Raw genomic sequence first — 12,083 nt, forward strand, 5'->3', positions numbered from 1 at the left:
TGGACGCATGAGCACCGCCCCCGATCCCGAGCCGCGCGCGCCGAAGCCTGCGCTGGTCTTCGACGACCCGCTCGACCAGCAGTCCTCCGACGACACCGACCGCGGCTGGGGTGAGCGCTCCGACTCCGGGGGCGGCGCGGCCGACCTCAAGCGCTTCCTCGACGAGAAGCCGCCCCACCACCTCTGAGCCAGGAGGCCGGCCGCCCGTAGCGCTACGGCCGGTCGTGCCCGGAGCCGCGCTGTGCGACCAGCGCGTCCCGGATCTCCTTCAGCACCTCCAGCTCGGTCACCTCGATGACCTCCTGCGCGCCCTCCTTCGCCTTGCGGCGGGCCTCCAGCCGGGCCAGGTACTTCGCCATGGGCAGGACCATCAGGAAGTAGACGACCGCCGCGGTGATCACGAAGCTCAGCGTGGCACCGAGGACGGAACCCCACAGGATCCGGATGCCCTGCTCGCCCTCGCACGTCGAGCTCAGACACGAGCTGTAGTGGTCGAGGTTCTTGGTCCCGATGGCCCCGACGACGGGGTTGATGATCCCCTTGACCACGGCGTTGACGATGTTGGTGAAGGCGGCGCCGATCACCACAGCCACCGCCAGATCGACGACGTTCCCGCGCATCAGGAAGGCCTTGAAGCCCTCCCAGACGCTCGGATCCTTCTTCTCGCTCACCTCGGGGTCTCTCCTCGCACGCGCAGCTTGCGGAACAAAACGCTCCGCAACCTACGTCAACGTTGCGCCGAACGGAGCACCTGGGTCCCTCGAACGAGCCACTTGACGAGACCAGGGACGTCACCACAGCGTCACCGCCAACCGCGCGGTGGCGCTCGCACCGGCGAGCCGGGCCGCAGTGGCACGCGGCACCGACAGCACGACCAGCGCGCCCGTGTCGCTCGCGCCCTCCAGCGGCTCCGGCACCTTCGTCACCCTGGCCCCGCGCGCGACCACCCGGGCATCGCCGCCCGACACCGTCTCCTCGGCGGCGATCACGTCGACCCGGTCGCCGGGCCGCAGCAGTCGCACGGTGGCCGCGTCGGCGATCCGGACCGGGGCCGTCACCGTCCCCACGGCACGACGCGTCCGGACGGGCTGCTCCCCGGACACCGGGGCCGCGTGCGCGGGAGGCTGGGCGCGGGGATGGCCACGGGCCCCGTCGGAGCCCCGCGGTCCCGCCGCGACCAGCGCGGTCGCGGTGACCGCGAGCCCCACGGCCAGGGCGCGCCGCCGGTTGCGCACGAGCCGGCCGGCCCGGCCGCGTACCCGTACGGGGTCGAACCGCGGCACCTCACGGGTCGCCGGCACCTCGGGTCCGGGCGGGCACGGGGCGACGGACCAAGAAGGGGCGGAGGGCACGAGTGAAGAGCGAGCGAGGGACATGAGGGACCACCACCTGTGACGAGCGACCGGCTTGCGCTCCCCACGATGAGGCTTCCCGCCACCGCCCGCTCAGCCCTGTGGACCCACCGCCGCCCTGTGGACAACTCCCTCACCCGAACGGCAAGTTCCGCCCCCCACCACCCACAACCGCAGCCCGCTCCCTACGGCAACGCGAACCCCGGATCCATCCCACCCAGCGCACTCACGCACAGACAGCCCCGCTCGTCCTCCCCCGGCAGCCCCGCCACCGCGTCGAACAGCACGCCCCGCAGTCGGTCCACGTTCGCCGCGAACACCCGCAGCACCTCGTCGTGCGAGACGCCCTCCCCGGTCTCGGCGCCGGCGTCGAGGTCGGTGACCAGGGTCAGGGACGTGTAACAGAGCTCCAGCTCACGGGCGAGCGCCGCCTCGGGATGGCCGGTCATGCCCACCACCGACCAGCCCTGCGCCTGGTGCCACAACGATTCGGCACGGGTCGAGAAGCGCGGCCCCTCGATGACGACCAGCGTGCCCCCGTCCACCGGCTCCCAGTCCCGGCCGCGCGCCGCTTTGAGCGCGACGGCCCGCCCGGCGGGGCAGTAGGGGTCGGCCAGCGACACGTGCACCACGTTCGGCACCGTCCCGTCGGGCAGCGGCAGCCCGTCGAAGTACGTGTTCACGCGGGACTTGGTCCGGTCGACCAGCTGGTCCGGAACCAGCAGTGTGCCCGGCCCGTACTCGGGACGCAGGCCGCCGACGGCGCAGGGGGCCAGCACCTGGCGCACGCCGACCGACCGCAGCGCCCACAGGTTGGCCCGGTAGTTGATCCGGTGCGGCGGCAGATGGTGGCCCCGTCCGTGCCGGGGCAGGAACGCGACGCGCCGGCCGGCGACCTCGCCGAGGAAGAGGGAGTCGCTGGGCGGCCCGTACGGGGTGTCGACCTGGATCTCGGTCACGTCGTCGAGGAAGGAGTAGAACCCTGAGCCGCCGATGACGCCGATCCCGGCGCCCTCCACGTTCGCCCCGCCGCCCGTGTTCGCCACGTTCGCCTTGTTCACCATGCCCGCACCCTAACCGCAGGCGGAAACGCCGAGGACCCCGTCGCCGAAAGGCGACAGGGTCCCCGTAAGAAACAGGCCTTACGCGGCGGTGGTGCTGCTGCTGGTGGAGCTGCCGGTGCTCGACGACGAGCTCGAACCGGAGCCGGAGCTGGAACCGGAGTCCGAGGACGACGACGAGGAGCTCGACGACTTCGACGCCGGGGCGCTGCTCGACGAGGAGCCGCGGCTGTCGTTCCGGTAGAAGCCGGAGCCCTTGAAGACAATGCCGACCGCCGAGAACACCTTCTTCAGGCGGCCCTTGCAGCTGGGGCACTCGGTGAGGGCGTCGTCGGTGAACTTCTGCACCGCCTCGAGGCCCTCGCCGCACTCGGTGCACTGGTACTGGTAGGTGGGCACTGTCTTCCTCCTGGCACTCTCACTCGATGAGTGCTAACGACGATCCATCTTGACGTATTCCGGCCGTTCAGTCCACTGCCACCGGCACGCGGTGACCCACGCCACGTGCGACGGTGCGGCCGTGGGCGCGTCCCGCCAGCCGGGAACGCAGGGCCAGGAGGGTCGCCAGGGCGAGCACGGTGCCGCCCATCGGCACCAGGAAACCGGCGCCGTCCCGGAAGCGGTCCTCCAGCTGTCCGGCGACCGTGACGGCCGCCGCCTGGCCGAGTGCCACCGCGCCGGTCAGCCAGGTGAAGGCCTCGGTGCGGGCACCGGCCGGGACCAGCCCCTCGACCAGGGTGTAGCCGGTGATCAGGGCGGGCGCGATGCACATGCCGACCAGCAGGCCGAGCCCGGCGAGGACCGGCACCGAGTGGGCGGCCCACAGGCCCGACGCGGTGAGCGCGAGCGCCGTGTAGCCGACGACGAGGCGCCGCTGCGGGGCCGCCTTCCAGGCGATCGCACCGCAGACCACGCCGGAGAGCATGTTGCCCGCGGCGAAGACCCCGTAGAGGACGCCGTTGAGGCCGGGTTCGCCGATCGACTCGGTGAACGCGGCCAGCGAGACCTGCATACCGCCGAAGACGGACCCGATGCCCAGGAACGTCACGATCAGCACGCGCACCCCGGGGATCCGCAGCGCGGAAACGTGCTCCACGCGCGCGTGGCCGCTGCCGCCTCCGACCGAGGGCTGGGTGCTCTTCTGCGCGGCGAACAGCAGACCGCCGATCAGGGTCAGCGAGGCCTCCGTGACCAGGCCGGCGGCCGGGTCGACGGCCGTGCACAGGGCGGTGGCCAGCAGCGGGCCGACGACGAAGGTCAGTTCGTCCGTGACGGACTCGAAGGCCGCCGCGGTGGTCATGAGCGGCGAGTCCTTGAGCTTCACGCCCCAGCGGGCCCGCACCATCGGCCCGACCTGCGGCACCGAGGCACCGGTCGGGACGGCCGCCGCGAACACCGCCCACAAGGGGGCGTCCATCAGTGCCAGCGCCGTCAGCGTGAGCCCGGACAGGGCGTGCAGCAGCACGCCGGGGATCAGCACGGCCCGCTGCCCGTAGCGGTCGGCGAGGCGGCCGCTGTAGGGGGCGAACAGGGCCATGGAGACACCGGTGACGGCCGCGGCGGCGCCCGCCGCTCCGTAGGAGCCGGTGGTGTGCTGCACCAGCAGCACGATGGAGATGGTCAGCATCGCGAACGGCTGGCGTGCCGCGAAGCCGGGGAGCAGGAAGGTCCAGGCGCCGCGGGTGCGCAGCAGCCGGCCGTATCCCGGGCGGGCGGAAGCCGTCGAGTTCTTCGAGGTCATCGAGTTCTTCGACTTCTTCGAGGTGACCGTGGACGCCACGGCCCGTGCCTTTCTGCCGCCTGGTAGCGCGGGCCCGTGGGCGGGCGGCGCCGAGAGCTGTCCTCTTGCGCGGAACTGCGGTAGATGTCGGGGCCCGGTGAGGAGGGGCGACCCGACCGCCATACGGTCGCGCCAGCTCTGCGTCAGGCAGAGTTGGTTCGATCTTGGGTGATGCCTTCATCGTACAGGCGACTGGGTCGGCCTGCCTGTGAAAAAGAGCACTGCGGGCGGGCCTGCCTGTGAAACCAGAGGCGTGAATGGCGCAAAACCACCCCTAGCGACTCGCCCCGTCCGTCCCCAGCCAGCCGGCCAGCTTGCCGCCGTGGCTCACCGCGCGCAGCCGGCGCTCGGTCGCGTCCCGCACGGGGTCCGTGGCCACGACGAGGAGCTCGTCCCCGCGTTGCAGCACCGTCGTGGGAAGCGGGACGAACGATTCTGACTCGCGCACGACGAGCGTCACCGCGGCACCGGGCGGCAGCCGCAGCTCGGCGACTTCCACGCCGTGCATCTTCGACCCGTCGGGGATCGCCACGGACAGCAGGTGCCCGCGCAGCCGCTCCAGCGGGGCCGACTCGATGCCGAGGTCGGCGGCCTCCGAACCGTCTCCCAGGCGCAGCTTGCGGGCCAGCCACGGCAGCGTCGGGCCCTGGACCAGGGTGTAGACGACGACCAGGATGAAGACGATGTTGAAGATCCGGCGGCTCGCCTCGACGCCCTCCACCATGGGGATGGTCGCCAGGATGATGGGCACCGCCCCGCGCAGCCCGGCCCAGGACATGAGGGCCTGTTCCTGCCACGGGACCCGGAAGGGCCGCAGGGAGACCAGCACGCTCAGGGGACGCGCCACCATGGTGAGCACCAGCCCGATGGCGAGCGCGGGCACGATGTCGTCGCCCAGCTCGTGCGGGGTCACCAGCAGGCCGAGCAGGACGAACATGCCGATCTGGGCCATCCAGCCGAGTCCGTCGGCGAAGCCGCGGGTGGCCGGCCAGTGCGGCAGCCGCGCGTTGCCCATCACCATCGCGGCGAGGTACACCGCGAGGAATCCGCTGCCGTGGGCCAGCGCGCCCGCCGCGTACGCCACCACGGCGATGGCCATGACGGCGATCGGATAGAGGCCGGAGGCCGGCAGCGCCACGTGCCGCAGCCCCCAGGAGCCGAGCCAGCCCACCGCGAGTCCGATGGCCGCGCCGATGGCCAGCTCCAGCAGGATCACGCCCAGCAGCACGTACCAGTGCTCGACCGGACCCGCCGTCGACAGCGAGACCACGAGGATGACCACCGGGGCGTCGTTGAAGCCGGACTCCGCCTCCAGCGTGCCCGTCACGCGCGCGGGGAGGGGGATTTTCCGCAGCACGGAGAACACGGCCGCCGCGTCGGTCGAGGAGACGACCGCCCCGATGATGAGCGCCTGCCGCCACTCCAGCCCGATCAGGTAGTGCGCGGCCGACGCCGTCACCCCGACGCTCACCGCGACACCGGCCAGCGCCAGTGCCGTGGCGGCCGGCAGGGCCGGCTTGATCTCCTTCCACTTCGTGCCCAGACCGCCCTCGGCCAGGATCACGACCAGGGCCGCGTATCCGATGACCTGGGTCAGTTCGGCGTTGTCGAAGTGGATGTCGCCGATGCCGTCCTGGCCCATGGCGACGCCTATCCCCAGATAGACGAGCAGGCTGGGGAGCCCGCTGCGCGAGGAGATCCGTACCGCTGCGACGGCGACGAGCAGGACGAGCGAGCAGACGAGCAGGAGCTGGTTGAGATGGTGAACAGTCAGCGGCCGAATCCTTCCCTGGCTCACACGCACGCGCGCGTGGGCTCACGTACATCGCACATGAAGCTGTGGCGCATCGCGCCAACTACTTCGTTACCTTACCTAACTCTTGACGATTTCTTGACGCTTCCGAGGGTGTGATCGAACGTCCGTACGTGCCGGTTCCGGACTCCGCGTCAAGGGGCGCAGGGCCCTGCGCCTATCGTTGCTCCAGCGCTCAGTTAAAAGCACAGCCGAACCTGCCGCTCGCGTTAGGACAGCAAGGACAGCGATGCCCCCCAACACCACCGCCTCCACGGGTCAGCAGCCCGCCAAGTCCGGCAGGAGAAAGGGGCGCAAAGCCCGCCTGATCGTGCTCGTCCTGGTGCTGGCCCTCATCGGGGGCGTCGGCTTCGGGGGGTACTGGACCGTCAGCACCGTCCGGGCCTCCTTCCCGCAGACCAAGGGCTCCCTCACGCTCAAGGGCCTCTCGGGACCCGTCGAGGTCAAACGCGACAACTACGGCATCCCGCAGATCTACGCCTCCTCCGACGCGGACCTGTTCATGGCGCAGGGCTTCGTCCAGGCGCAGGACCGGTTCTACGAGATGGACGTACGCCGTCACATGGCGGCCGGCCGGCTGTCGGAGATGTTCGGCAAGAGCCAGGTCGACAACGACGAGTTCCTGCGCACGCTCGGCTGGGAGCGCGTCGCCAAGCAGGAGTACGACACCAAGCTGTCGGCCGCCACGAAGAAGTACCTCCAGGCCTACGCCGAGGGGGTCAACGCCTACCTCCAGGGCAAGGACGGCAAGGACATCTCCCTGGAGTACGCGGCGCTCGGGTTCACCAACGACTACAAGCCGCAGAAGTGGACCCCGGTCGACTCGATCTCCTGGCTGAAGGCGATGGCCTGGGACCTGCGCAGCAACATGCAGGACGAGATCGACCGCGCCCTGCTCACCAGCCGCCTCGGCCCGAAGCAGATCGCCGAGCTGTACCCGCAGTACCCATACAGCCGGAACAAGGCGATCGTCCAGGACGGCCAGTACGACGAGCTGACGGGCGCGTTCGAACAGGGCGGCACGAGCGGCACAGGCACAGGCACCGGTGCCGGCGGCACGGGCACAGGCGGAACCGGCGGCACCGCAGCCGGCACGGCGGGCACCGCGGGCACGGCCTCCGGCGCCTCGGGAACCGCCTCCGGCACCTCGAACCTGGACAGCCAGCTCACCGGCCTCAGCGATGCCCTGAGCGACCTCCCGCCGGCCGTCGGCGTGAACGGCGACGGCATCGGCTCCAACTCCTGGGTCGTCCGCGGGACGCACACCATCACCGGCAAGCCGCTGCTGGCCAACGACCCGCATCTGTCGCCCTCGCTGCCGTCCGTCTGGTACCAGATGGGCCTGCACTGCCGCAGCATCTCCAGCGCGTGCCAGTACGACGTCAGCGGCTACACCTTCGCCGGCATGCCCGGCGTGATAATCGGTCACAACCAGGACATCGCCTGGGGCATGACCAACTCCGGCGTCGACGTCACGGACCTCTACCTGGAGAAGATCACCGGCGACGGCTACCTGTACGACGGCAAGGTCAAGCCCTTCGAGACGCGCGAGGAGACCATCAAGGTCGCCGGCGGCTCGCCCAGGAAGATCGTCGTCCGCGAGACCAACAACGGGCCCCTGCTGTCCGACCGGGCCAAGGAGCTCGTGAAGGTCGGCAGGAAGGCCACCGTCGACACCGCCGCACCCGACAGAGGCGACGGCTACGGCGTCGCGCTGCGCTGGACCGCGCTCCAGCCGGGCACCACCATGGACGCCGTCTTCGCCATGGACCGGGCGAAGAACTGGACCGACTTCCGCAAGGCCGCCGCCCTGTTCGACGTGCCCTCGCAGAACCTCGTCTACGCGGACACCGAGGACAACATCGGCTACACCCTGCCGGGCAGGATCCCGAAGCGCTCCCAGGACGACGACGGCTCCGTCCCGGCGCCCGGCTGGGACCCCAAGTACCGCTGGACCGGCTACATCGAGCAGGACGAGCTGCCGTACGAGTACAACCCGGACCGCGGCTACATCGTCACCGCCAACCAGGCCGTGATCGACCCGGACAAGTACCCCTACACGCTCACCAAGGACTGGGGCTACGGCACGCGCAGCCAGCGGATCACCGACCTGATCCAGTCGAAGATCAAGGACGGCGGCAAGGTCTCCACGGACGACATGCGCCAGATGCAGCTGGACAACAGCAGCGAGATCGCCCGGCTGCTGGTGCCCACGCTGCTCAAGATCGACCCCGAGAACAAGGACGTCCGCGAGGCACAGAAGCTGCTGGAGGGCTGGGACTACACCCAGGACGCCGACTCGGCGGCCGCCGCCTACTTCAACGCGGTCTGGCGCAACATCCTCAAGCTCGCCTTCGGCAACAAGCTGCCCAAGGAGCTGCGGGTCAAGGGCCAGTGCCTGTGGGTGAAGCCGGTCAACACCACCGGGCCCGCCGACGAGGCGGAGGACGTCCGCGAGTGCGGCGAGCGCGACCCCGACCAGGCGCAGCCCGACGGCGGCGACCGCTGGTTCGAGGTGGTCCGCAAGCTGATGGACCAGCCGGACAGCGACTGGTGGAAGACGCCCAAGGCGGGCACCCGCCCCGGCGCCGTCAACCGCGACCAGCTGTTCAGGCGCGCGATGATCGACGCCCGCTGGGAGCTGACCGCCAAGCTCGGCAAGGACATCGACACCTGGACCTGGGGCCGGCTGCACCGCCTGTTCCTGAAGAACCAGACCCTCGGCACCGAGGGCCCCGGTTTCGTCCAGTACGCCCTCAACCGCGGCCCCTGGGAGCTCAGCGGCGGCGAGGCCACCGTCAATGCGACCGGCTGGAACGCGGCCGGCGGCTACGGCGTGGTGTGGGTGCCGTCCATGCGGATGGTCGTGAACCTCGGCGACCTCGACAAGTCCCGCTGGATCAACCTCAGCGGCGCCTCCGGGCACGCCTACAGCGCCCACTACGTCGACCAGACGGACAAGTGGGCCGACGGCGAACTGCTCCCGTGGTCCTTCTCGGACAAGGCGGTCGAGGACGGCACGCAGGACAAGCTGGTGCTCAAGCCGTGAGCCGCTGACCCCGGAATCCGAAAGCGGCCCTCCACGCACGCGTGGAGGGCCGCTTCCGCGTCAGGTCTCCGGCCCGAACCGCCGCACCCCCGACGGCGTCACCACCGCGTGCACCGGCCGGTCGTGCGGCTCCTCGGGGACGTGCTCGACCACCTCCGAGTCGTACAACAGCACCACCAGCGCGGGACGCGCACCCGCCCGCTCCAGCCGCGCCAGCACACGGTCGTACGAACCTCCGCCGCGCCCCAGCCGCATCCCGCGCGCGTCGACCGCCAGCCCCGGCAGCAGCACGGCGTCGGCGGTGGTCACGGCGTCCGGCCCGAGGCGCTCGCCCGCCGGCTCGAAGAGGGCCATCCTGCCGCCGTGTTGGACGCGCGCGAGCGAGCCCTCGCCCTCGTAGACGCCCCAGTCCAGGTCGTTGTCGGGCAGCAGGGCCGGCAGCAGGACGCGTACCCCCCGGGCGCACAACGCGTCCAGGAGCGCGAGCGTCCCCGGTTCGCTCCCCACGGAGACATACGCCGCCACCGTGCCGGCCCGCGCCAACTCGGGCAGCTCCAGCGCCCGCCCGGCCAGCGCGGCCGACGTCTCCCGCAGGTCATCCGCCGTCAACCTGTTCCTCACCGCGAGGAACTCGCGCCGCAAACTCCGCTTGTCAGGCTCGCCCGGACGTCCGATGTGACTCAAAGGTTGCTCCCGTACCGTTGCAATACGCTCATATGAGCGCCTATGAACCGGAGCCGCAGATTCCATGCAAAGGCACCGGATAAGGTGGCGGGCATGACTCAGTCGCACCCTCGGATCAGCAAGGCTGTCATTCCAGCAGCAGGCCTCGGCACCCGGTTCCTGCCGGCCACCAAAGCCACTCCCAAGGAGATGCTGCCGGTCGTCGACAAGCCGGCGATCCAGTACGTGGTCGAGGAGGCCGTCGCCGCGGGTCTCGACGACGTCCTCATGGTGACGGGCCGCAACAAGCGCCCCCTCGAGGACCACTTCGACCGCAACTACGAGCTGGAGTCGGCGCTTCAGAAGAAGGGCGACGCCGGTCGCCTCGCCAAGGTGCAGGAGTCCAGCGACCTCGCGACGATGCACTACGTCCGCCAGGGCGACCCCAAGGGCCTCGGCCACGCCGTCCTGTGCGCCGCCCCGCACGTGGGGGACGAGCCCTTCGCCGTTCTCCTCGGCGACGACCTCATCGACCCCCGCGACCCCCTGCTCCAGCGCATGGTCGAGGTCCAGGAGCAGCGCGGCGGCAGCGTCATCGCGCTCATGGAGGTCGCCCCGGAGCAGATCCACCTCTACGGCTGCGCGGCCGTCGAGACCACCGAGGACAGCGACGTCGTCAAGGTCAGCGGCCTGGTCGAGAAGCCCGACCCGGCCGACGCCCCGTCCAACTACGCGATCATCGGCCGCTACGTCCTCGACCCGCACATCTTCGACATACTGCGCAAGACCGAGCCGGGCCGCGGCGGCGAGATCCAGCTCACGGACGCCCTCCAGCAACTCGCGGAGGACGAGAAGATCGGCGGCCCGGTGCACGGCGTCGTCTTCAAGGGCCGCCGCTATGACACCGGCGACCGCGGCGACTACCTGCGTGCCATTGTCCGACTCGCGTGCGAACGTGAAGACCTGGGCCCGGACTTCCGGACCTGGCTTCGCAGTTACGTAGCCGAGGAGATGTAGCACGTTGAGCAGCGCCGCGCCCCGCGTCACCGGCCAGGACCACTCCGGCCCCGACCACCTCTGGTCGGTGGAGGAGCACCTGGAGGACATCCTCGCCACCGTCCGCCCCCTGGAACCCATCGAGCTGCATCTGCTCGACGCCCAGGGCTGCGTCCTCGTCGAGGACGTCACGGTGCCGGTGTCCCTGCCGCCCTTCGACAACAGCTCGATGGACGGCTACGCGGTGCGGGTCGCGGACGTGGCGGGCGCGAGCGAGGAGTACCCGGCGGCCCTGGAGGTCGTCGGGGACGTCGCCGCCGGCCAGGCCGAGCTGCTCCACGTGGGCCCCGGCCAGGCCGCCCGCATCATGACCGGCGCTCCACTGCCGCCCGGCGCCGAGACGGTCGTGCCCGTCGAGTGGACCGACGGCGGGCTCGGCGAGGGCGCGGTGCGCGGCATGCGCGCCCGCAGCCTCGGCCCCGAGGGCGCGACCGGGCACGTGCAGGTGTACCGCCCGGCCGAGGCACGTGCGCACGTGCGCGCGAAAGGCAGTGACGTGAAGGCCGGCGACCGCGCCCTGGAGGCCGGCACGATCCTCGGCCCGCCCCAGATCGCCCTGCTCGCCGCGATCGGCCGGGGCACGGTCCGGGTGCGCCCGCGCCCGCGCGTGGTGGTGCTCTCCACCGGCAGCGAACTCGTCCAGCCCGACACGGAACTGGGCGCCGGTCAGATCTACGACTCCAACAGCTTCGCCCTCACCGCCGCCGCCCGCGACGCCGGCGCCATCGCCTACCGCGTGGGCGCCGTCGCCGATGACGCCGAGACCCTGCGCTCCACCATCGAGGACCAGCTGGTCCGCGCCGACCTGGTGGTCACCACCGGCGGCGTGAGCGTCGGTGCCTACGACGTCGTCAAGGAGGCTTTGTCCCACGTCGCCGACGAGGACGAGGCGGGCAGCGGCATCGAGTTCCGCAAGCTCGCCATGCAGCCCGGCAAGCCCCAGGGCTTCGGCTCCATCGGCCCCGACCACACCCCGCTGCTGGCCCTGCCCGGCAACCCGGTGTCGTCGTACGTCTCCTTCGAACTGTTCGTCCGCCCCGCGATCCGCGCCCTCATGGGCCTTCAGGACGTCCACCGGCCGACGACCCGGGCGACCCTGACCGCGGACAAGGCGCTGACCTCGCCGAAGGGCCGCCGCCAGTTCCTGCGCGGTACGTACGCCGACGGGCGGGTCATCCCGGTCGGCGGCGCCGGGTCCCACCTGATCGCGGCCCTCGCCCACGCCGACGCGCTGATCGTCGTCCCCGAGGACACCGAGTCCGTCGAGCCCGGCACCGAGGTCGAGGTGGTCCTGCTCGGCTGAGAGGCG

General features: G+C 71.0%; 11 protein-coding genes. 4 read left to right on the plus strand and 7 right to left on the minus strand.

Annotation, left to right across the window (positions count from 1 at the left end):
• Positions 1-7 precede the first annotated feature (7 nt).
• On the plus strand, positions 8-187 hold the full coding sequence (locus tag MQE23_RS25985) for a hypothetical protein (RefSeq protein WP_020276496.1): 180 nt from the start codon (positions 8-10) through the stop codon (positions 185-187).
• Between the two features lie 25 nt (positions 188-212).
• On the opposite strand, the gene mscL is transcribed toward MQE23_RS25985, so the two are convergent.
• The 6 genes from mscL to MQE23_RS26015 all read right to left on the minus strand — a co-directional run bounded on the left by mscL (position 213) and on the right by MQE23_RS26015 (position 5,997).
• Positions 213-671, minus strand: a complete 459-nt coding sequence (gene mscL / locus MQE23_RS25990) for a large conductance mechanosensitive channel protein MscL (RefSeq protein WP_020276497.1) — start codon at positions 669-671, stop codon at positions 213-215.
• A gap of 120 nt (positions 672-791) precedes the next feature.
• Positions 792-1,376 (minus strand): hypothetical protein, encoded by a 585-nt coding sequence (locus tag MQE23_RS25995; protein ID WP_243380440.1) that lies wholly within the window; start codon positions 1,374-1,376, stop codon positions 792-794.
• A 161-nt stretch (positions 1,377-1,537) separates the two neighbouring features.
• The gene (locus tag MQE23_RS26000; protein WP_020276499.1) at positions 1,538-2,416 is read right to left on the minus strand and encodes an S-methyl-5'-thioadenosine phosphorylase; all 879 of its coding nucleotides are present in this window, start codon (positions 2,414-2,416) and stop codon (positions 1,538-1,540) included.
• A gap of 78 nt (positions 2,417-2,494) precedes the next feature.
• Entirely contained in the window at positions 2,495-2,812 is a 318-nt protein-coding gene (locus MQE23_RS26005; RefSeq protein ID WP_020276500.1) for an FmdB family zinc ribbon protein, read from the minus strand.
• A 67-nt stretch (positions 2,813-2,879) separates the two neighbouring features.
• Complete coding sequence (locus MQE23_RS26010) at positions 2,880-4,193, minus strand: MFS transporter (RefSeq protein WP_020276501.1); 1,314 nt, start codon at positions 4,191-4,193, stop codon at positions 2,880-2,882.
• A gap of 274 nt (positions 4,194-4,467) precedes the next feature.
• Positions 4,468-5,997 (minus strand): potassium/proton antiporter, encoded by a 1,530-nt coding sequence (locus MQE23_RS26015; RefSeq protein WP_243380441.1) that lies wholly within the window; start codon positions 5,995-5,997, stop codon positions 4,468-4,470.
• 238 nt (positions 5,998-6,235) lie between these two features.
• Here MQE23_RS26015 and MQE23_RS26020 point away from each other — a divergent pair, with 238 nt between their 5' ends.
• Positions 6,236-9,055, plus strand: a complete 2,820-nt coding sequence (locus MQE23_RS26020; protein WP_243380442.1) for a penicillin acylase family protein — start codon at positions 6,236-6,238, stop codon at positions 9,053-9,055.
• Between the two features lie 60 nt (positions 9,056-9,115).
• On the opposite strand, the gene MQE23_RS26025 is transcribed toward MQE23_RS26020, so the two are convergent.
• Complete coding sequence (locus MQE23_RS26025; protein ID WP_243380443.1) at positions 9,116-9,739, minus strand: 5-formyltetrahydrofolate cyclo-ligase; 624 nt, start codon at positions 9,737-9,739, stop codon at positions 9,116-9,118.
• Positions 9,740-9,832: 93 nt separating this feature from the next.
• Between MQE23_RS26025 and galU the strand changes: the two genes are divergently transcribed.
• Both galU and glp read left to right on the plus strand, forming a co-directional pair.
• Entirely contained in the window at positions 9,833-10,735 is a 903-nt protein-coding gene (galU, locus tag MQE23_RS26030; RefSeq protein ID WP_037673004.1) for a UTP--glucose-1-phosphate uridylyltransferase GalU, read from the plus strand.
• Positions 10,736-10,739: 4 nt separating this feature from the next.
• On the plus strand, positions 10,740-12,077 hold the full coding sequence (glp, locus tag MQE23_RS26035; protein ID WP_243380444.1) for a gephyrin-like molybdotransferase Glp: 1,338 nt from the start codon (positions 10,740-10,742) through the stop codon (positions 12,075-12,077).
• Positions 12,078-12,083 lie beyond the last annotated feature (6 nt).

It is taken from the genome of Streptomyces sp. HP-A2021 (assembly GCF_022807935.1).
Classification (GTDB): domain Bacteria; phylum Actinomycetota; class Actinomycetes; order Streptomycetales; family Streptomycetaceae; genus Streptomyces; species Streptomyces afghaniensis.

Excerpts from the sequence above, each read along its gene's own strand:
- MQE23_RS25985 (WP_020276496.1), top strand. The coding sequence starts at position 8 with ATGAGCACCGCCCCCGATCCCGAGCCGCGCGCGCCGAAGCCTGCGCTG.
- MQE23_RS26000 (WP_020276499.1), bottom strand. The coding sequence starts at position 2,416 with ATGGTGAACAAGGCGAACGTGGCGAACACGGGCGGCGGGGCGAACGTG.
- MQE23_RS25995 (WP_243380440.1), bottom strand. The coding sequence starts at position 1,376 with ATGTCCCTCGCTCGCTCTTCACTCGTGCCCTCCGCCCCTTCTTGGTCC.
- galU (WP_037673004.1), top strand. The coding sequence starts at position 9,833 with ATGACTCAGTCGCACCCTCGGATCAGCAAGGCTGTCATTCCAGCAGCA.
- MQE23_RS26020 (WP_243380442.1), top strand. The coding sequence starts at position 6,236 with ATGCCCCCCAACACCACCGCCTCCACGGGTCAGCAGCCCGCCAAGTCC.